This window comes from Prosthecobacter sp. (assembly GCF_044222565.1).
GTDB lineage: Bacteria > Verrucomicrobiota > Verrucomicrobiia > Verrucomicrobiales > Verrucomicrobiaceae > Prosthecobacter.
Genome location: NZ_JBGANA010000018.1, coordinates 136730 through 155744 on the forward strand (window position 1 = coordinate 136730; position 19015 = coordinate 155744).

Genomic DNA, 19015 nt, shown 5'->3' on the forward strand with positions numbered 1-19015 from the left:
AAAGTAGTCCAGAGCTTTAGCTCGTTCTGGACAGCGCCCCGAATCCTCCACCCAAGATCGAACCACTCCCCGCTGAAGGCGCAGCCAAAGTAGCCCGGTTGCGCCGCAACCGGCCAGGGCAGGCTCCAGTTGCGGCGCAACTGGACTACTTTTCCTCCCCACAATTGCCATTTGCGCCATCGCCCGCCCCCGTTACTCTGCGGCACCCCATTTAACATGAAAACCGCCTCGTTCTTCCTCTGCTCCGCTGCCATCGCTCTTTTTTCGGTCTCCTGCGACAAGCACTCCTGGGAAGAAACTAAGGTGCTGCATGAAGGCACGCACAAAGCCCACCACAGCGAAGGCCATGGCGACGCGCACGACGCCAAGCCTGCCGAACACGGCGAGAAGAAGGACAAGTAAGTCCCCTCCACGCCCATGCGCCGCTACGCCGTCGTCGGCCTGGCCTTGCTGGCCCTTGTGGCGACCAGTTGCGTGATGTTGCGCACCTGGTGGGCACGCATCGCCCCGGCCATCGCCTCCACCGGCGGCAAAGATCTGCACATCCGCCTGCCTGACAGCGGCAAAACCCATCTGCAAAGGGACAAACGCTGGGCGGAAGACCAGCTCGGCACCTCCACAGGCACGCTCGGCAGTCACGGCTGCCTTGTCTCCAGCGTGGCCATGGCCTGCACCGATCTCGGCGTGGAACTCACGCCCAAGGAACTCAATGAGCGTCTCAAAAAAGCCGACGGCTTCCTCCCCCAGGGCTGGGTCGTCTGGAACGCCATTCCCAAAGTGACCGAATCCAGGCTCACCGCCGATTTCCACCCCGCCTCCAGCCACAAGGTCATGGACAAGGCCCTGGAAAGCGGCGCCTATCCCGTGGTGAAATTCTTCCTCCTCGGCGGCGTCCAGCACTGGTGCGTCATCGTCGGCAAAGACGGCCAGGAATACCTCGCCCGCGATCCCCTGCGCGATGACAAAGAGCCGGTGAAGCTTTCCAACCTGACGGCAAAGATCTATGCGGTGCGGGTGATCCGAAAGGCGGAGTGACGCGCGCATGCCCAGCGCGGGTAGGGCGGCTGGTCCCCCAGCCGCCGTGGCCCAGCGTGTGATGAAATACCACGGTAGAACATGCGCCGCTTCCGCAAGCCGCAAGCTCGCTGGCACCGGGCTCCGCTGCCACGGGTTGCCATTCGTGCCTTCCATCCCCTCACGCGGAGGGCTGGGGACAGCCCTCCCTGCCTCTCGCGCTGGGCACGCGCGTGTTCCTCACTCGCGGTCAGATCTCATAGTCCAGCGTGCAGCCGAGGGTGATCCGTTCCGTTAGTTTCCCCTCGTTTTTCTTTCTCGGATCGGTGGCTTCCAGAACGGCGGCAAAGCGGCTGTGGTAAGACCCCGGTCCTTTTGTGATGATCTTTTCGGTATTGGGAATCATCCACAGCCGGAACTTCCGGCCGCCGGCCTCTAGGACCAGAAAGTACACCTGGTTCTTCGGGTCACGGACCACGGTCTGCGATGATGATTCTACATTCGGAATCGTGTAGGACTCGCCATCTATCGTCAGCTTCACGAAGCTGACAGAGCCTTCGATATCACCCACACGCAATTCGAATGCCGTCCTGCCAGACTCGGTCTTGCCTCGGATGACAGCATCGGCGCTGCCAGCCATGAGCGGGTTGGTGATGAGAAGAAGTAGGAAGAGGAGGAAGCGGTTCATGGGTGAGTGAGGTCGAGGAGGACTATTTTCGCCACGAGCAGATGTTGTCCTCCCACGTCTTGGGATTGCGGTCCGGGCCGGAGGAGTAAACAAGGATTTCCAAACGCAGTATGGCAGGCGGCGGGAAGGCCCGGCAAAGCTCAGCATAGTCTGGGTCTGACAGGTCTGCGCCGAATTCAGGATTAGCGGTCTGTTTGTCATCGCTGGTGTCGAGCACGATGTAATAGGGCTGGCCCCAAGGATCGCTGAGCACCATCTCGTCGCCGTCTTGCCAGGTGCCTGAGGTGCGGTTCCGGGCTTTAGGCAGGCGGATGTAACTGATGTCTTTGGGATTCAGTTGTGCGCCGGTTTGTGGAGCATTCTCATTGCCGATGAGCCAGGGCAGCATCGGGCCCCGAGAGCGGATTGAAATGTCCTTGCCGGAGGAAGTGGAAATATCGGAAGAGGGAAGGGGGTAACGATTGTAGTCCACATGATAAAGGCTGATTCCCTCTCGGAGGTTTGTGATGATTTCTTTGGCTTCAAGACGGATTGCCTCCTTCCGTTCGGCGTTGGCAGAAATCATGAACCCCGTCAGTCGGAGCGAGGCTATCGCGATAAACAGCCCCAGGATGATGATCCAGCGCCTCCGCACTGCTCTCCTCCTGGTTGGTTTGTCGGTGTCCGAGTTGCCGTCGCTCATGGCACCCTTCTACCCGACAGAGGTTCACCCTGTCGAGTTCCGAATGAATGCCGACACTTCTCTCCCCCTACTTCGTAAATCCCGGCGGCTGATTATCCTCCCACGTCGCCGGGTTTCCATCCGGTCCGGCGGAGAAGACGGCGATGCGGGTGGAGAGTTCCTTCTGCGTGGCACCGGGCTTCGGCGGCACGGTCATGAGTTCGGGATTGGGAACCTTGCCGTCGTTGTTGAAGTCGCAGATGATGTAGTAGAGGGAGTCCCAGCCATCTTTGATCGGCGTGGCGATGGCCCATGGCATGTCGATCTTTTACACCGTGGCTTCGTCGGATTGCCAGTCCGTGCTTAGGGAACCAAGCAGCAGTGCAACGAAGCTTTGCAACGCCCCTCACCCAGCCTCTCCCCGAAGGATGCTTGGAGCTGCGAGGCCATGGGCGGGGAGAGGGGATTCGTGCTGGGTCGATTTCAAGCTCAATCGGAGTCGCAACGCGGCACTCCTCTCCCCGTCGAGGGCGTGATGGGTGTTAGACTTCTTCGGGGAGAGGCTGGGTGAGGGGAAAAGCCGAGCTTTCATGAGCCGCTGCCCACTTCCGCAGAGACCTGAATATTCGCCATCCACCGTCTGAAGCTCCAGAGCTTTTTCTTGTCGGTGGACGAGCTCACACCACCAAACCCGCCGCAGCCACCAGCGTCTCTTCATTGACGATCTTGCCTGCCAGATCGGGTTTGCAGTCGCCTTTGAGTTCGTCGCGGAATTTCTTGATGAAGCTCTGGGTGGGCCAGGAGGCGGCTTCGCCGAAGGCGCAGATGGTCTTGCCTTCGATCTGATTGGCCACGGTCTCCAGGGTGTCCACGTCATCGGGGCTGGCGTCGCCGGCCACGATGCGGTCGCTGATCTTCTTCATCCACAGGCTGCCTTCGCGGCAGGGAGTGCACTGGCCGCAGGATTCGTGCGCGTAGAAGGCGTTCAGATTGTTGATGACCCAGGTCATGCTGCGGCTGTCGTCCATGATGATGACGCCGCCGGAGCCTGCCATGGTGCCGCACTGCGCCATGGTGTCGAAGTCCATGGGGATGTCCATGATGCCGAGCTCGCGGCCGTCCTTGAGCTTGTACTTTTCATCCGCACGCAGGACCTTGGAGGAGCTGCCGCCAGGGATGATGGCCTTGAGTTTGCGGCCGGGTTTGAGACCACCGCAGAGCACGTCGATGACTTCGCCCATGGTGACCTTGCCGACTTCCACTTCGTAGTAGCCGGGCTTCTGCACGTCGCCGCTCACGCAGAGGATGCGGGTGCCGGTGTTGTTCGGCGTGCCGAGCTTGGCGTATTCCGCGCCGCCCATCTCGATGATGTGCTTCACGTGGCAGAGCGATTCCACGTTGTTCACGATGGTGGGGCTCATGTAAAGGCCGAGCGCCGCCGGGAAATACGGGGGCTTGATGCGCGGGTAGGGGCGCTTGCCTTCGAGGGATTCGATGAGGCCGGTCTCTTCGCCGCAGATGTAGGCGCCTGCACCGCGATGCACGTAGATCTCGCAGTCGAAGCCGGTGCCGAGGATGTTCTTGCCGAGGAAGCCTTTTTCGTGCGCTTCAGCGATGGCCTTTTCGAGAATCTTCGCGGCGTAGGGGAATTCTTCGCGCACGTAGATGTAGGACAATTTTGCGCCCACGGCGAAGCAGGCGATCGTCATGCCTTCGATCAGCTGATGCGGATCCTGGTGCATGATGTAGCGGTCCTTGAAGGTGCCGGGTTCGGATTCGTCCGCGTTGCAGATGAGGTAGACCGGCTTCGTGTTCGTCGGCGGGATGAAGCCCCACTTCACGCCGGTCGGGAAACCTGCACCCCCACGGCCGCGCAGACCGCTGGCTTTGACTTCGTTGGTGATGGCGCTGCGCTCCATGGTGAACGCCTTTTTGAGCTGCTCATACCCGCCGTTTTCCAGGTAGCACTCGATGGACGGATTGTATCCGGCGCGGTCGATGTTCTTGAAGATCAGGCGCTTTTCACGCGCATGGGGTTCTTTGCCGGGAAGGTACTGGACGGGGGAGGCCATGGTTTCCAGTATCCGAGTGTGAATAAGGTGGGCAACTGGGATTTGTGAAAAATTTCACAAGCGTGCGGGGAGGGCGGGAAGGGGGGATGCTTGGTTGCTGCGGCCCAGAGCAGCCTAGGCCGCGTACGAAAAGCCTCACAGCGTGGGAATGGCGATGACGTCCATGGAGCGCGGGCCTCCGGGCCCGCAGCACTCCGCACCATGCCTCTGCTCCGCATGTCCATAGCGCTGCTGGCCAGGATCATCGCTGTCGCTACGGACTTACGTTCCCTCAGCTCCTCAGAACCACTCTGCTTGCCACCTTCTGCAGCGAGGATATGCCCCTGCAGGGGGCTGCCACCTGCTGCGGGCTCGGAGGCCCGCGCTCCTAGGCCTGCATCCGTGGCGGCGCCTTGCAGGTGTGAGTGGGCGGGGAACCTGATACGGCACTGTGTTTCAGACCTTGAAGGCGTCTTTTTCTGGAAAGCTTCCCGCCCCAGGCGCTGTACCTTGCTGGTGCGTTTCCACACCTCCAGTTCCCTCTGCCTGACTCTCCTGCTCCTCGCAGCGGGAGGCGCAGCTTTGGCCAAAAAGGACGAGGGGCCGAAGCCGGTGCCGTGGTCCTTTGCGCCGCTGAAGCGAGGGTCGCTGCCGCAGGTGAAAGACACCGCATGGCCCCGGACGCGCATCGACTACTACATTCTCGCGAAAATGGAGGCCGCAGGGCTGAAACCCGCGCCGCGTGCGGAGGAGCGCGCGCTGCAGCGCAGGCTCTCCTTTGACCTCACCGGCCTGCCGCCGGCGGAGCAGGGGCAGGGGACGGCTTCGAGCTGGAGCCAAGCCGTGGACGCCACGCTGCGCAGCCCCCACTACGGCGAGCGCTGGGCACGCCACTGGCTGGATCTGGCGCGCTACACGGACCAGACCCCCGACTGGCTGGACTCCACCAAATACTCCTACCTCTACCGCGACTGGGTGGTGCAGGCGCTCAATGAGGACATGCCGTATGATCGCTTTGTGCTGCGCCAGCTTGCCACGGATTTCCTGCCCGACTGCGGCCCGCAGGATCGCGTGGCGCTGGGCTTCATCGGCCTGAGCCCCACCTATTTCAAGGAGCTGCAGCTCCCGCCGGAAATCATCAAGACCACCGTCGCGGATGAATGGGAGGAGCATGTGGATGCCATCGGCCGCACCTTCCTCGGCCTCACGCTGGCCTGTGCCCGCTGCCATGATCACAAATCCGACCCCATCTCCGCGCAGGATTATTATGCGCTCGCCGGCGTCTTCGCCTCCGTGAAGCTCTCCGAACTGCCGACGATGAAGGATGAATTCTGGAAGCCCGTGGCCAAGGCGCGTGCGGAAGTGGCGGCAATGGAAAAGCAGATGGCCGACCTCAAGAAAAAGAAGCCGAAGGACATGGCGGAGCAGGCCAAGAAAATCGAAACCGTCATCGCCTCCATCAAGACCGCGACCCCCCACTACAACATGCCCATGGCCAATGCCGTGGAGGATGCGGCGCTCTATGTGGTGAACAAGGAAAAGGAGCACGGCACCAAGCTGGACTACAAGATGGGCATGGCGCGCGATCTGGAACTCATGAAGCGCGGCAATCCGAATGACCTCGGCGCTGCGGTGCCGCGCCGCTTCCTCTCCATGTTCCCGTCCAAGACCGGCCTGCCGCGCAAATTCACCACCGGCAGCGGTCGCCTGGAGCTGGCGCAGGCCATTGTGGAAGACGCCGCACCGCTCACCGCGCGCGTCATTGTGAATCGCGTGTGGAAGCACCACTTCGGTCGCGGCTTGGTGGATACCCCCAGCGAGTTCGGCAACCTCGGCGAAGCCCCCACGCACCCCGAATTGCTGGATGATCTCGCCGGTCGCTTCATGGAGCACGGGTGGTCGCTGAAGTGGCTGCACCGTGAGATTTTGAACTCCGCCACCTGGCAGCAAAGCAGCCTCGCTCCCGCCTCCGAGCAGCGCGATCCCGAAAACAAACTCTACGCCCGCATGCTGCGCCGTCGCCTCGACTGGGAATCCTGGCGCGATGCCATCCTCAGCGCCACGGGGCAGATCGATCTCAAGCTCGGCGGCCCGGCTTCATCCATCAGCGCCCCCGCCAACGTGCGCCGTTCCCTCTATGGTGCTTCCGATCGCCAGGACATGGACCCCATGCTCCGCATCCACGACGTGCCAGATCCCGGCGCGCACAACCCCTGGCGCACGGAGACCATCACGCCGCTGCAGGGCTTGTTTGCGCTGAATTCCCCCTTCATCCAGCAGCAGTCCGCCGTGCTCGGGAAGTGGGCCATGGAGCATCGTGTGGAGTCACCCCCAAGTGATGTGGGCACTCCTGCCCGCAGTTCCGGACTCGACGCCAAGGATATGATGTCCCGTGTGGAGGATGTCTATGCCCGTTTGTTTGGCCGTGCACCGAGTGCGCGTGAGGCCGAAGTGGCACAGGCGTTTCTCAGCGGCAGGGAGAAGGATGGAGCCGCGTGGGCGCAGTACGCCCAGGCGCTGCTGGCGGGGAATGAGATGCTGTTTGTGGATTGATTGGAGGCACGACAGACACTCTTGTCTGTCGATCAGCGGCACCGCAGGCTCACTCGTTCACATTCTGCCAAAATGTACCTGCAACACCAAACCCACCGCCACGCCAGGCACCCCGTAGCGGCACACCAGGTCAGCTTGAGCCCCGCTCTCTCCGGCGGAGTCCTGGAACCGACGGACAGGAGTGTCCATCGTACTTGTTGGGGTGCGCTGCTCTTGATGAATCGAGCCAAATCGCGGGCCTATTCCACGCCCTTCTGTCTTTGCTCAATTTCGTCCATCAACCAGCCGAAGCGATCAAAGAACTCCTCCAGATCGCAGCTGGAAAGGTGGATGTGCTGCATGTCTTCTTCGGAGAGGTGTTCCCTGAGTATCTGACTCAAAAGGCTGGCTACATCTGCGCATTGGGACTCGATGCCGAGAAACTGTAAGTCTCCGGAACGGGGCAGGGGGATCTTGTGCTCGTCACACAGGCTTCCCACGTTCAGGAAAAGGCATTTTAGCTGCTGCTTTTCACAGCGTTGGGAGACGGCAGCTTCGATGGTGTAAACAAATTCCGGGGGGATGCCCTTAACCTCCAGAGCATAGAGAATGGTGGACTCCTGTTTCTGAGGCTGGCCGGATGTCGTTGCTTTGCTGGCACGCTTCATTTCTTTTGCCTCGATCAGCCAGCTCTGCTTGTAAGCCTTGTCCCAGTATTGGGGTTCCACCAGCAGCGCGAAGGACTCGTTCGCTTTGTCTGTCCATAGCAGCATGGGGAGTGCGTCCATGGCCAGAACCCTGCCCGGCATTCGGTTTACGGGGAAGATGGCGGTAACCAAGGAACATTCCACTCCGCCGCTGATCTCATCGGGAACGGGAATCAAACGTGCATCGCGGAAGATGTCGTTGTCCACCTCATCCATGAAGGCGGAAACTTCGTCCGACCAGCCTCCATCTCTCGCTCCGCGGTTTGAGCGAATCCAATGTGCAATGGGCGGCAGATGTTTAAGGGCTTGCTCAGGCGAGAGCTGAGGTGCGACCAGCGCCACGCCCAGGAATCGTTCGTCAGATTTTTGGGGGCTGAAGGCATCTCTGTGGGCTTTGATCAGCATGCTCCAGGTCGCGATGCCATCGAGATGAAAATGAAGGTCCGCAATCTCCGTGGAATCACGAAGTCTGCCGGGACAAAACCACTTCATCAAAATGATTTTGATGCTCTTGAGGACAGAGGGATCACGCGGCGGAGCGCCGAGATTCGTCAGCAGCCATTCGGGATTTTGCGGAAGTTCTGAATGCGACATGTCGATGTTTATTTTGAAGCGAAGGAAACCGGCAAGCTTTTTCGAGAAAACGAGTCAAGGTTGTACTCGGCTGGTCGCTCCAGCCGGGCGGTCCCATCTCCTATTTCCCACCCGGCGCCTCCAGCACACTCACCAGCACCGCCGTGTCCGGTTTCTTCCCTGAGTAAAACGAAAGGTAATGCGTGGCCCCGATCACCGTGGCGTTGACGTTGCCGGCGTCGATGGTGCTGCCGCTGCCCACGGCCACGGCCTCGCCCACAGGCCACTTCAGCGGATTGGCGATCACGCTTTTCGGATCCACCACTCGGCGCCACAGGATGCCGGCGCGGCCACGCTGAAAGTGGTAGTTGCTCAGCAGCCCGGTTTTGGCATCGAGGATCAGGCTGGGGGTGGAGATGAGGACGTCGGTGATGTTGGTCTGCGCACGCGTCCACGTTTTGCCGTGATCGGTGGAGAGCATCTGGAACTGAGCGCGCGCCGTGGTGGAATCTCCCGCCTCCGTGCGGCCGATGGCGAAGATCTTGCCATCGCCGAGGTAAACGGCGGAGGGCTCGGTGGGCCACTGATCTTTGGTGAGGCCGGACTCGATGGGCGTTTGCGTCCAGGTCTTGCCATCGTCCTTGCTCGTCACCACGCCCCAGGAGTGAGACGGACCCGCATCGCCGTAATCGCCCGCGAACCACAGCGCCATGAGGCCGACGTTGGGCACTGCAAACACATCCGTGATCTGCACGGGCCGCACATCCAGCTTCGGTGTGCAGATGAGGGTGAACTTCACGCCGTCCGTGCTGCGGTAGAGATCCTGGTGCCACTCTTTGCCCACACGGCGCACCCACAGCAGCATCGCCCCGGTGGAGTCCAGGCCTTTGCCCACGGGCACATCGCCGTAGCCGGGGGAGTTCGCCACCAGCGTTTCCTCGGTCCATGTCTTGCCGCCGTCCGTGGAGGTGCGTGCGTAGGTGGCGCGGGAGTCTTCGTGAATAGTGTGGCCGGAGCCGCGGCTGTACACGCACACCAGCTTGTCGCCGATCGCCTGCAGCATCGGCCAGGAGTTGTAGCCCGGCACATCCTGCACGATCAGGGGCTTGGCAGGCGCTTTCACCGGCGTCACCTTCACCATCGCCAGGCCCATGGGCCGCGTGAAGGTGTCTGCGGGATCGCCCGGCTCGCGCTGAATGCGCACGGTCAGCGGCGCATCGGGCACCACCTCGTAGTAGGACTCAAGGACGATGCTGCGGGAGTGCAGGGGGCCGGCAGGCAGCACGGTGCGCACGGGATCGCCCTGCAGGTGCCGCGCCGTGAAGGGCGCGCCCTCCACCATCTGCGAGAGATGTACGCGATACACATCTTCAAAGGCGGGGCTCGTTTCCGCATCCTCGGACGTCACGGTGATCTCCACGCGCACACCGCCGCAGTCTTTGGGCAGGCCGGTCACCACGCCGCAGACGGACTGCCCCTCCGTGCCACCAGAAAGCGACCACACCGGAATGTGCGTGGAGCCGCCGGACATCAGTACCAGCGAGGGCTTGCCCGTGGCGATGGAAAGCTGGTTTGCGTTCAAGTAAAGCGGCGGAAACTCCGCTGCCAGGGCAGAGAGTGCGGGGGTGAGAATGGCCAGAAGAAGGGCGGGGGTATGCATGCGTCGGGGGATTCAAATGAGGTCAAGAAGTCAAGCGGTGGTCAAGGTGAGAATCTTGACCCCTTTGACGATTCCTTGACCCTTTGACTTCCGCTCATCCACGGCCATTCTGCGCACCCTTTTTTCCGACCTATCGCAATGACCACGACCACCAAGCTCGATCCCAAATTCCTCGCTCTTCTTGCTGATACCGCGCAGAAACTCCAGGCGCTTGAAATCCAGCCCCGCGTGCTTGAGGAGGCCGCCCCCGCGCTGACCACCACTGCCACGGAGCTGGGGCAGCAGCTGCTCGACTACAGCGTGCAGCTCACCGCCGCCATCGAGGCCAAAAGCGCCGCCGATCTCGCCGCCAAGGAGGCTGCCAAGGCCCAGGCGCTCGCCGAGAAGGAAGCCGCGCGCATCGCCGCGCTGGAGGCCAAGGAAGCCGCCCGCATCGCCAAGGAAGAAGCGGCCGCCGCTGCCAAGGCGCAGGCCCTGCTGGAGCTGGAGGCCATGCGCGCCGCCGCAGCAGCCGTGAAGGCCAAGGAACTCGCTGAAAAGGAAGAAGCCAAAGCCCGCGCTCTGGCCGAGAAAGAAGCGGCCCGACTCGCCAAGGAGCGTGAGGCCGCCGAGAAGATCGCTGCCAAGGAAAAAGCCGAAGCCGAGCGCATGGCTGCCATGCTCGCCGCCGCCGAAGCCAAGGCGCAGGCTCTGGCCGAGAAGGAAGCCGCGAAAGCCGCAGCCGCCGAGGCCAAGGAAGCCGAGCGTCTCGCCAAAGAGCAGGCTGCTGCTGAAAAAGCCGCCGCCAAGGCTCAGGCCGAGGCCGAAAAGGAGGCCGCACGCATCGCTGCCGCGGAGGCCAAGGAAGCCGCCCGTCTGGCCAAGGAGCAGGCCGATGCCGAGAAAGCCGCCGCCAAGGAAGCTGAACGTCTCGCCAAAGAGCAGGCCGCCGCCGAGAAGGCTGCTGCGAAGGAAAAAGCCGAAGCCGAGAAACTGGCCGCCATGCTCGCCGCCGCCGAGGCCAAGGCCGCCCTTCTCGCCCAGAAGGAGGCCGAGAAAGTCGCTGCTGCCGAGGCCAAAGAGGCCGCCCGTCTAGCCAAAGAACAGGCCGAGGCTGAAAAAGCCGCTGCCAAGGAAGCCGCGCGCATCGCCAAAGAGCAGGCCGAAGCTGAAAAAGCCGCCGCCAAAGCCCAGGCCCTCGCCGAAAAAGAAGCCGCCAAGGAAGCCGCCCGTATCGCCAAAGAAGAGGCCGAGGCCGCCAAAGCCGCCATCAAGGCCCAGGCCGAAGCCGAAAAAGAAGCCCTCCGCGTCGCCGCCGCCGAGCTGAAAGCCAAGCAGCAGGCCGAGAAGGACGCCATCCGCATCGAAAAAGAAAAGCGCGCCGCCGAAGCCGCCGCCATCAAAGCCCAGCAGGACGCCGAACGCGCGAAATCCTCCCAGGCCGAAGAAGAAGCCAAAGCCCGCCGCGCCGAAGCCCGTGCGAAGACGCTGGCCGAATACGAAGCCAAGCAGAAAGCAAGACAGGCCGCCGCCCTCGCCGCCATCCAGGCGGACAAAGCGGCGCTGAAGGCGGAGATGAAAAAGTAAAAGTAGTCGAGAGCTTTAGCTCGTTCTGGACAGCGCCCACGCTGTTCCAACGAAGCCGCATTTCAAATGACCCGCGCAAACGCACAGCGTCATCTTGGAGTGCGGCACGCGATGCCGCCGCATTTGAACGGCTGGCGGCGTGCATGGCATCCGTTGCCATAGATGATTGATCAATAACGCGAGCGCTTTATCATGCGCCTACTCCCTTCTCCCCCTTGGCCCGGCTGCCCTGCGTGGCTGCGTGGCTGCGTGGCTGCGATTTCCGCGAAAACAGATGCCCTATACCACTAACATTACAACGAAGTGGTTCCCCGATATCAGGGATTCGCTGCCAGGCCTTGAACTTACCATTCGAGGTGATGGGAGTTATGATGGAGACTATCAATTGCTCAAACGCATTTGGTTGATCGAGCGTGCCGGAGAACAAAAGCAGTATTCAAATTTTGATGACCTCTGGAGGGAGCTTTCGCCGACTCCGGAGGATGTCAGCAAGGCGCTGGTGAATTCAGAATCAGACTTCCTCCATATGCTTTCTTGCGGACTCGAATGCGGACGCCCAATATCGCGACATCCTCTTTGGGATGGCTTCGATCTTGTCTCGGATTACCGTGATCCCGTGGTGAAGGATGGCGTGCTTGCATTTTATGTATACGAATGCCGCGGGCTATTCGAATATCCTTCACCGTTCTGGAGACGAATCGAGAGGATACGGTTCAAAATTGCTGACGGCTCGTTTTCACGTGAGCATGTGCTTGATCTGCCACCACGGAACCAACAGGGCTTGGGGGAGAAGGCTGGCACCGAATCCCGCGCCAAGCCCCTGGAGGAGTAAGAAGGGGAGCACGAAGCCCGCTTAGCCGCCGCTATGGCTGCCATGCAGGCAGATAAGGTGGAGATGAAGAAGTAGTCGTCACGAGAGAGGCCCGCTTTATTCCCGGGGTGTTGCTGAAGCTCAGAGGGCCTGCGTCCGTGAGTTCTCGATGATGTGAAGCATCGCGTTGTCGAGATTCAAAGACAGGAAGAAATGTCGCGTGACATTTCTTATGTGTGTTTTGATATTTCCTGATGTCGAAGCGAGAGGAATCCATTCCTTACATCTTGGTGCACAGCGTCCCGTGGTGGGTAAGCGGCATTCTTGCAGCAGTGGTCTATGCCCTGATGCGTTGGGTATCGCCGGACGTGCGGTTGGATGATCCCATGCTGTCGATGTTCATTAAAGCCTTGCCAGACGTTGCATGGATGGGAGCCGCGTTGCCGTTGAGTCTGACGATTTTGAATCTCTGGGTGACGCTTCTGAAGCGGGTGAATCAATCAGCAAGAGGCGGCATTGCAAAAGACCGCATGAGTGACGGGGAGCCGCGCCATGACACCGCTCCTTCGTGTCCCGTTTGCGCTCGCACAATGGTCCGCCGCACGGCCAAACGTGGTGCTAACGCTGGGGCCGATTTTTGGGGCTGTGCACAGTATCCGGCGTGTGGGGGCACCCGTTCAATGTAACACAGAATCCCATCAGGAGGCATTCCTCAGATGAAAGTTCCTGTTCAGACCAGTTCAATGGAGATGAAGCTCTGCGAGCCTCTGAAGTTCATGGAAAGAGGGCGAAAGAGCGAGCTTTCGGCCGATATTTGGAAACAGTTGATGAAGCTCATCGTCCAAGCCCAGACAGCCTTGGAAAAGGGGGAGAACATTGGTGGCAGGATTGGCGAGATCGGAGAAGTGTACGCCGAGGCGAAGCTTGGCCTTAAACGTCATCGGCGTCATGCACAAGGCTCTGACGGAACGCTGCGAAATGAGTTTGTTGAAGTGAAGACGATCAGTCCGTGGAAGAAGAAACCTGTGGTGAGAGTGAAGCGTGCCGGACACTGGAGCAAACTGGTGATTGTGAGAATCAGCGCCCGTTGGATCTTTGAACTGGAGATTTTGGATCGAAAGCAGCTCGGAAGCGGCTGCGGAGGCAAGTACGCTAGCGTCAGCTGGAAGAAGGGCAAACAGGTAGCTGCTCAGAAGGCGTAGCATAACAGGTCGGCAGGCGGCAGACGAAAACTGCTGGAGTCTGACAACACCCCCGCTTCCAATCTCCGCCGCACACTGTCATTGCCAAGAACCGGGGACTCGGTTCACTCACGGGCATGCTGAGTTATCGGTTTTGTTTTTATGCGATTCGCGCGGCGCCGTGGGTGCTGGGGGTGGGGTGGCTTTTGAATATGCGGCTCTCTCCAGGGCTGTCTTTTTGGGAGATGACGCCGGTGGAGGTGATGCTGGCGTTTCTGAGCGTGGGTTATGTGCTGATGGGCCTGGGGCTGGGAAGGAAGCTGAAGCGGGGGCAACTGGCGCTGATGTGCCCGTTTTGCGCAAGGCCGGGGCAGGCACATCTGGATGGCTCGGAAGAACTGACGATGGAGTGCCCGGCCTGCGGAGAGATCCGGGGCGGCGGGCAGCTGGGGTGGAAGATCGTACGCGACCAGAAGAAGCCCAAGTCCAGGGCCGGTAAGCGGCGTGCGGTGCCGGTGAAACAGGTGCAGTCTCGGTCGCCGTGGTTCTGGGGGCTGTTTGGGCTGTCGGTGGTGTCGGCGGCGGCTGGGGTGGTGATCCATGCATTCAGCTTTTTCACAGTGTTTGTGCCGCTCTGGTGTTTTCTGGTAGGGAGACATCTGGAGCAGACGCTGCGCACGGGCTGCCTGCATGACAACAGGGGGCCGACCTTTCGCAGCCGGCAGCCGGTGAAGTTCTGGGTGGGCACCGGCGCCTGGATGTTCAGCTATGCGTTCGCGGTGGTTATGCCGCTGGGTTTTGCACTGCAGGAGCGGGAGACGATGGAGGAGAAGGAGGCTGCAAAAACGGAGTTGAGGGACGGGGAGCGAAGGTGAGATGTGGCCGTAATTTGGAGTGCGGTCGCGAAGTGAGGAACGAACGCAGCTACCGCTTTCCGCAGGCGGGTGGGCTTCGTTGTTGTGACAGGGCGTGCGACAGCTCAGGGCCTCACGCGGCGCGCTGAGGACAGCGCGCCCTACCAGGTGCGCCGTGATGGCGTTGGCCTTTCGCGCGGCCGGCGTGGGGTAGGGCGGTTTGTCCCAAACCGCCGTCGTTCGCTGGCGGGTGGGCTTCGCGAAATGCAGGCCAGCTTGCGCAGGCTCCAGGACGTTCGAAAGCGGTGGCTCCGGTGAGGCTTGCGCCGTGCATTTGCGCGACCGCATTGATTCGCTATCGCTCACCCCTTTGGGGCAGCCTTCGGCTGTCTATCTCCGCTTCGCTCCGGTTCCAAATTCGCGCGCATGTGAACACCCATGGCGTGCTTTTCCAAACTAAACGCAACCGCGTTCTGTCACAGTCCCACCCGCTTCCAATTCCCGCCTCAGACTGTCATTGCCAAGGGGAGGGACATCCGGTTCACTCGCGGGCATGCTGAGTTATCGGTTTTGTTTCTATGCGATTCACACGGCGCCCTGGGTGCTGGGGGTGGGGTGGCTCATGAATGTGCTGTTTTTTCCAAGGCAGTCCTGCGGCGACACCTCGCCGATGGACGGGGTGCTCATCGTTCTCATTGGGGTCTATGCTCTGGTGGGTGGGGTGCTGGGGGTGAGGCTGATGCGGGGGAGTCTGGCGCTGCTGTGCCCGTTTTGCTCGAGGCCGGGGCGGGCGCGTCTGGACCGCTCGGAAGGTCTGGGGATGGAGTGCCCGAAGTGCGGGGAGATCCGGGGCGGCGGGCGGCTGGGGTGGGAGATCGTGCGGGAAAAGGAGGAGGCCTGCGGATCGAAGCCTGCGGTGCCGGTGAGCCGGATGCAGTTTCGCTCGCCGTGGTTCTGGGGGCTGTTTGGGCTGTCGGTGGTCTCGGCGGCGGCCGGGGTGGTGATCCATGATTTCAGCTTTATAACGGTGTTTGGGCCGCTCTGGTGTTTTGTGGTAGCGAGCCATCTGGTGCAGGCGCTGAGCACGGGCTGCCTGAACGACAACGCGGGTCCGACCTTTCGCAGCCGGCAGCCGGTGAGGTACTGGGCGCGCACCTTCATCTGGCTGTGTGGCTACGCCTTTGCGGTGTACCTGCCCGTGGGGCATGCGCTGCAGGAGCGGGAGACAATGGAGGAGAAGGCGAAGACGGAGGTGCGGGCTGGGGGGAACCCTTGAACAACGATTCTCTTTCATGAACTCTGAACGAACCGATCGTCTGTGGAAGCTGCTGCTGGGATTCAGTGCGCTCGGGGCTGGGGTCGGGTTGGTGTCCTTTGGGCTGGGCGTGGATGAAGGTGCCTTCCTGGTCTTCGCGATGATGGCCGTCGCCACATTCCCGCTGTTTCATTTCGCATCGCGCTGGCCGATGAAGAAGAAAAATGAGTGAGGAACGCCGGTCTGGCGTCACCTGCATTTGCCTCCACGCCTCAGCGCGCCTATGGCGGAGGTGAAATATGAAAACGATCTGGTTCATCCGTCACGCCGAAAGCCTCAGCAACGCGGGCTTTGCCACGGATACGCCGCATGCCATCGGTCTCAGCGAAAAGGGTCTCATGCAGGCCGAGGCGCTGGCGGCGCAGTGGCGCACGGAGCCGGACCTCATCGTCGTTTCACGCTACTCACGCACGGCGTACACCGCCGTGCCTCTATGCCGCCTGCATCCGCAGGTGCCGGTGGTCGAGCTGCCGGTGCATGAGCTGACCTTTCTCGCCCCGGCGCGCTACGTGGGCACCACGGAGACGCTGCGGCGCGAGCCTGCCCGCCAGTACTGGGAGCGCTGCGACCCCGACTACTGCGATGGCGAGGGCGCGGAGAGCTTCCGTGCATTCTGCGGGCGGATCGATGAGTCGCTGGAAGCACTGCGTGACCGCACGGAGCAGCGCATCGCGGTGTTTTGCCATGCGTATGTGATCAAGGCGATCCTGTGGCGGCAACTGCACCCTGACACACCCGTGACGGCGGAGTACATGCGTGGTTTTTTTGATTTTCACCTGAACTGTGTGGTGCCGAATATCATGGTATATCCCTTTGAAAGCGCGCAGGGCGAGGAGCTGAAGATGCTGACGCCGTTTCAGATTGAGATGGTGGGGTGAGTCAACGAGGCGGATGGGTGGAAGGCGGGTTCCACGAAGGCTCTGAAAGTGGAATTGCCAGGCATGAAGAAAACTGATTCACTGGCCGGGTGACTGACAGCTTGTGTATTTTTCTGCCCCGAGGAATGCCTGTGTGTTCAGTCACCGGCATGTTTTCGTCTCTTGGGTCTTACTTGGATCAGACGCCAGGCGGTGGATCGACGGAGAAGACGGTGGTCATGGTTTTGCAGATCATTGCTGTGGCGGGGTTCTTGGCCGTAGGCATGCAGATTCAGCGGCGCTGGAAGTCTCTGTGCTGCCCCTTTTGCAAACGCCCCGGAGTAGGAAACAGGCACCGCACCAAAGGCGTGGCGGTCCAATGCCCGGGCTGTGGTGAGATCATCCACAGTGGCCTGCCTGATGGGGCATCCCAGCCTGAGCCTGACGTGGTGCTGACGGCTCAGCGGCCGTACGTGCCGGTGAGGCGGATTGAGCTTCGCTCACCGTGGGTCTGGCTGCTTTTTTTGCTTGCGGTTTTGTCGGCGGTTTGCGGTGCGGCCATGCATTCCTTTGGCCTGGTGACGGTGCTGGTGCCGCTCTGGAGCCTACTCGTGGCGAGTCGTCTGATTCAGACGCTGCAAACAGGCTGCATGAATGGGTACTGGAGACTGACGTTTCGGGAGCGGCAGCCGGTGAAGTTCTGGCTGCTCATAGGCGTTTGGTTTCTAGCTTACGGTTTTGCTTTGTATCTGCCCCTCGGTTTTGGGCTTCATGCGCGCATGCAGGCGCGTCCCCCGGCTCCTGCGGGAACTAGGCCCTGACTCAGCACTTGGATGCAATGGCGCGCAAGCGCCGGGGCTTTGGCTGCGTACACTCCGCATGTCTGATCTCTCCGCACTCTCGCGCCGCGAACTGCTCTCCCGCATGGGGGGCGGACTGGGTGCGCTGGGGCTGGCTTCGTCGCTGCAGGGGGCGTCGGTTCTGGCACCGCGCACGAATTTTGTGCCGAAGGCGAAGCGGGTGATCCAGCTCTTCATGAACGGCGGCCCCTTTGGTCCGGATTTCTTCGATCCGAAACCGGGCCTGACCAAGTTCGCCGGCCAAAAGCCCGCCGGTGCCGACCTGCGCACAGAGCGCCCCACCGGCGGCCTGCTGGCCTCTCCTTACAAGTATTCCAAGCACGGCCAGAGCGGGCTGGAGATCAGCGAGCTGCTGCCAAATCTCTCCCAGCATGCCGATGACCTTTGCGTGCTGCGCTCCTGCCACACGGACAATCCGAACCACGGCCCCGCGCTGCTGCTCATCAACAACGGCACCATGACCGAGCGAGTGCCGAGCATGGGCTCCTGGCTCAGCTACGGGCTGGGCAATGAGAATGCGAACCTGCCTTCGTTCGTCGTTTTGTGCCCCGGAAAACCCGTGCGATTCTCCGTGCTCTGGACCAGCGCCTTCCTCCCCGCGCAGCACCAGGGCGTGTACATCAACCACTCGGACCTCAACCCGCAGAAGATGATCCCGTGGCTGACGAATGAAAAGCTGGCGCGTGCGGATCAGCGCAAGCAGCTCGATCTCATGCAGGCGCTGAATGCGGAGCATCTGGCCGCACGCGGCGGCGCCGATGTGGCGCTGAACGGCCGCATCCAGGCCATGGAAACGGCTTTCCGCATGCAGTCCGCCGCCACGGATGCCTTTGATGTGAATCTGGAGCCGGAAAAGGTGCGCGAGATGTATGGCAAGAGCCACTTCTCCAACGGCTGCCTCATGGCCCGCCGTCTGGTGGAGCGCGGCGTGCGCTACGTGCAGCTCTACTACGGCAATGGCCAGCCCTGGGACACGCACTCGAAGCACGACGAGCAGACCCGCAAGCTTGCGGCGGACATCGACCGCCCCATCGCGGCGCTGATCGGAGATTTGAAGCAGCGCGGCATGCTGGAGGACACCCTCATCATCTGGGGCGGAGAATTTGGCCGCACGCCCGTGAGTGAAAATGGCAACGGACGCGATCACAATCCGCACGGCTTCTGCATGTTCTTCGCCGGCGGCGGCGCACGCGGCGGCACCAGCTATGGCGAGAGCGATGACTTTGGCTTCAAGGCGGCTGTGGACAAAATGCACGTGCATGACATCCACGCCACCATCCTGCACCTTCTAGGCATGGACCACGAGCGCCTCACCTACCGCTACGCCGGACGCGACTACCGCCTCACCGATGTCCACGGCCGTGTGCCGCAGGCGATTGTGGGGTGAGTTTTCGGCGGGGAAAATCGTTCCGCTGAAGTCGCTAGAATGGCGGAGGTGTTTTGCGTGAGGGCATGCGTAAGGCCCAGTGTCCACGCGGGGATGAATTCGCGTTCCCACCAGCCGACTGCGACGAGTTGCCAAGGATTGGTAGGGAACCGCTGCGTCCTAACTTTTACCCACAAGTTGAGACAGCTTCCAAGTCTCCGTCATGTCATGGAGATGGTGGAGACCGCGCCATAGGACCTCCGCTCCGGGAGGCGGATCGTTCTTGCGGTCCTGGTAACCGCCCAGGCGTGCGATCCAG

The 19015-nt window shown here is 61.3% G+C and carries 19 protein-coding genes; 13 read left to right on the forward strand and 6 right to left on the reverse strand.

The genetic code is table 11. The features are described from left to right. Positions 1–216 precede the first annotated feature (216 nt). Together ACILSR_RS23430 and ACILSR_RS23435 are read left to right on the forward strand one after the other, a co-directional pair. The gene (locus ACILSR_RS23430) at positions 217–402 is read left to right on the forward strand and encodes a hypothetical protein (RefSeq protein WP_395752234.1); all 186 of its coding nucleotides are present in this window, start codon (positions 217–219) and stop codon (positions 400–402) included. Positions 403–417: 15 nt separating this feature from the next. Beyond that, positions 418–1035, forward strand: coding sequence for a hypothetical protein (locus ACILSR_RS23435; protein ID WP_395752235.1), 618 nt, complete (start codon positions 418–420; stop codon positions 1033–1035). A 229-nt stretch (positions 1036–1264) separates the two neighbouring features. Here the strand turns inward: ACILSR_RS23435 and ACILSR_RS23440 are convergent, their stop codons facing one another. The 4 genes from ACILSR_RS23440 to nuoF all read right to left on the reverse strand — a co-directional run bounded on the left by ACILSR_RS23440 (position 1265) and on the right by nuoF (position 4435). Next, complete coding sequence (locus ACILSR_RS23440) at positions 1265–1702, reverse strand: hypothetical protein (RefSeq protein ID WP_395752236.1); 438 nt, start codon at positions 1700–1702, stop codon at positions 1265–1267. A 22-nt stretch (positions 1703–1724) separates the two neighbouring features. Then, positions 1725–2384 carry a hypothetical protein gene (locus tag ACILSR_RS23445; RefSeq protein ID WP_395752237.1) on the reverse strand — a complete coding sequence of 220 codons (660 nt, stop codon included), beginning with the start codon at positions 2382–2384 and terminating at the stop codon, positions 1725–1727. 67 nt (positions 2385–2451) lie between these two features. Then, positions 2452–2682 carry a hypothetical protein gene (locus ACILSR_RS23450; RefSeq protein WP_395752238.1) on the reverse strand — a complete coding sequence of 77 codons (231 nt, stop codon included), beginning with the start codon at positions 2680–2682 and terminating at the stop codon, positions 2452–2454. Positions 2683–3040: 358 nt separating this feature from the next. Further along, complete coding sequence (gene nuoF / locus ACILSR_RS23455) at positions 3041–4435, reverse strand: NADH-quinone oxidoreductase subunit NuoF (protein ID WP_395752239.1); 1395 nt, start codon at positions 4433–4435, stop codon at positions 3041–3043. A gap of 495 nt (positions 4436–4930) precedes the next feature. Here nuoF and ACILSR_RS23460 point away from each other — a divergent pair, with 495 nt between their 5' ends. After that, the gene (locus tag ACILSR_RS23460; RefSeq protein ID WP_395752240.1) at positions 4931–6967 is read left to right on the forward strand and encodes a DUF1549 and DUF1553 domain-containing protein; all 2037 of its coding nucleotides are present in this window, start codon (positions 4931–4933) and stop codon (positions 6965–6967) included. A gap of 239 nt (positions 6968–7206) precedes the next feature. Here the strand turns inward: ACILSR_RS23460 and ACILSR_RS23465 are convergent, their stop codons facing one another. Next, positions 7207–8247, reverse strand: coding sequence for a hypothetical protein (locus tag ACILSR_RS23465; RefSeq protein WP_395752241.1), 1041 nt, complete (start codon positions 8245–8247; stop codon positions 7207–7209). Positions 8248–8347: 100 nt separating this feature from the next. Beyond that, the gene (locus ACILSR_RS23470; RefSeq protein ID WP_395752242.1) at positions 8348–9886 is read right to left on the reverse strand and encodes a sialidase family protein; all 1539 of its coding nucleotides are present in this window, start codon (positions 9884–9886) and stop codon (positions 8348–8350) included. 138 nt (positions 9887–10024) lie between these two features. On the opposite strand from ACILSR_RS23470, the gene ACILSR_RS23475 reads away from it, so the two are divergent. From ACILSR_RS23475 to ACILSR_RS23520, 10 genes are all read left to right on the forward strand, one after another. Beyond that, positions 10025–11452, forward strand: a complete 1428-nt coding sequence (locus tag ACILSR_RS23475) for a hypothetical protein (protein WP_395752243.1) — start codon at positions 10025–10027, stop codon at positions 11450–11452. A 274-nt stretch (positions 11453–11726) separates the two neighbouring features. Then, entirely contained in the window at positions 11727–12284 is a 558-nt protein-coding gene (locus tag ACILSR_RS23480; RefSeq protein WP_395752244.1) for a hypothetical protein, read from the forward strand. Positions 12285–12517: 233 nt separating this feature from the next. Beyond that, complete coding sequence (locus ACILSR_RS23485; RefSeq protein ID WP_395752245.1) at positions 12518–12949, forward strand: hypothetical protein; 432 nt, start codon at positions 12518–12520, stop codon at positions 12947–12949. A 30-nt stretch (positions 12950–12979) separates the two neighbouring features. Then, the gene (locus ACILSR_RS23490) at positions 12980–13465 is read left to right on the forward strand and encodes a hypothetical protein (protein WP_395752246.1); all 486 of its coding nucleotides are present in this window, start codon (positions 12980–12982) and stop codon (positions 13463–13465) included. A gap of 191 nt (positions 13466–13656) precedes the next feature. Next, entirely contained in the window at positions 13657–14319 is a 663-nt protein-coding gene (locus tag ACILSR_RS23495; protein WP_395752247.1) for a hypothetical protein, read from the forward strand. 532 nt (positions 14320–14851) lie between these two features. Continuing rightward, positions 14852–15574: a hypothetical protein gene (locus ACILSR_RS23500; protein WP_395752248.1), complete on the forward strand. Its 723-nt coding sequence runs from the start codon at positions 14852–14854 to the stop codon at positions 15572–15574. Positions 15575–15590: 16 nt separating this feature from the next. Further along, positions 15591–15785 (forward strand): hypothetical protein, encoded by a 195-nt coding sequence (locus ACILSR_RS23505; RefSeq protein ID WP_395752249.1) that lies wholly within the window; start codon positions 15591–15593, stop codon positions 15783–15785. Between the two features lie 67 nt (positions 15786–15852). After that, the gene (locus ACILSR_RS23510; RefSeq protein WP_395752250.1) at positions 15853–16491 is read left to right on the forward strand and encodes a histidine phosphatase family protein; all 639 of its coding nucleotides are present in this window, start codon (positions 15853–15855) and stop codon (positions 16489–16491) included. Positions 16492–16640: 149 nt separating this feature from the next. Next, complete coding sequence (locus tag ACILSR_RS23515) at positions 16641–17291, forward strand: hypothetical protein (protein ID WP_395752251.1); 651 nt, start codon at positions 16641–16643, stop codon at positions 17289–17291. A 58-nt stretch (positions 17292–17349) separates the two neighbouring features. Next, complete coding sequence (locus ACILSR_RS23520) at positions 17350–18717, forward strand: DUF1501 domain-containing protein (RefSeq protein WP_395752252.1); 1368 nt, start codon at positions 17350–17352, stop codon at positions 18715–18717. The last annotated feature ends 298 nt before the right edge of the window (positions 18718–19015 follow it).

Coding starts and splice junctions, on each gene's coding strand:
- ACILSR_RS23430 (WP_395752234.1), top strand. CDS start 217: ATGAAAACCGCCTCGTTCTTCCTCTGCTCCGCTGCCATCGCTCTTTTT.
- ACILSR_RS23435 (WP_395752235.1), top strand. CDS start 418: ATGCGCCGCTACGCCGTCGTCGGCCTGGCCTTGCTGGCCCTTGTGGCG.
- ACILSR_RS23440 (WP_395752236.1), bottom strand. CDS start 1,702: ATGAACCGCTTCCTCCTCTTCCTACTTCTTCTCATCACCAACCCGCTC.
- ACILSR_RS23445 (WP_395752237.1), bottom strand. CDS start 2,384: ATGAGCGACGGCAACTCGGACACCGACAAACCAACCAGGAGGAGAGCA.
- ACILSR_RS23450 (WP_395752238.1), bottom strand. CDS start 2,682: ATGCCATGGGCCATCGCCACGCCGATCAAAGATGGCTGGGACTCCCTC.
- nuoF (WP_395752239.1), bottom strand. CDS start 4,435: ATGGCCTCCCCCGTCCAGTACCTTCCCGGCAAAGAACCCCATGCGCGT.
- ACILSR_RS23465 (WP_395752241.1), bottom strand. CDS start 8,247: ATGTCGCATTCAGAACTTCCGCAAAATCCCGAATGGCTGCTGACGAAT.
- ACILSR_RS23470 (WP_395752242.1), bottom strand. CDS start 9,886: ATGCATACCCCCGCCCTTCTTCTGGCCATTCTCACCCCCGCACTCTCT.
- ACILSR_RS23475 (WP_395752243.1), top strand. CDS start 10,025: ATGACCACGACCACCAAGCTCGATCCCAAATTCCTCGCTCTTCTTGCT.
- ACILSR_RS23480 (WP_395752244.1), top strand. CDS start 11,727: ATGCCCTATACCACTAACATTACAACGAAGTGGTTCCCCGATATCAGG.
- ACILSR_RS23485 (WP_395752245.1), top strand. CDS start 12,518: ATGTCGAAGCGAGAGGAATCCATTCCTTACATCTTGGTGCACAGCGTC.
- ACILSR_RS23490 (WP_395752246.1), top strand. CDS start 12,980: ATGAAAGTTCCTGTTCAGACCAGTTCAATGGAGATGAAGCTCTGCGAG.
- ACILSR_RS23495 (WP_395752247.1), top strand. CDS start 13,657: ATGCGGCTCTCTCCAGGGCTGTCTTTTTGGGAGATGACGCCGGTGGAG.
- ACILSR_RS23500 (WP_395752248.1), top strand. CDS start 14,852: ATGCTGAGTTATCGGTTTTGTTTCTATGCGATTCACACGGCGCCCTGG.
- ACILSR_RS23505 (WP_395752249.1), top strand. CDS start 15,591: ATGAACTCTGAACGAACCGATCGTCTGTGGAAGCTGCTGCTGGGATTC.
- ACILSR_RS23510 (WP_395752250.1), top strand. CDS start 15,853: ATGAAAACGATCTGGTTCATCCGTCACGCCGAAAGCCTCAGCAACGCG.
- ACILSR_RS23515 (WP_395752251.1), top strand. CDS start 16,641: ATGTTTTCGTCTCTTGGGTCTTACTTGGATCAGACGCCAGGCGGTGGA.
- ACILSR_RS23520 (WP_395752252.1), top strand. CDS start 17,350: ATGTCTGATCTCTCCGCACTCTCGCGCCGCGAACTGCTCTCCCGCATG.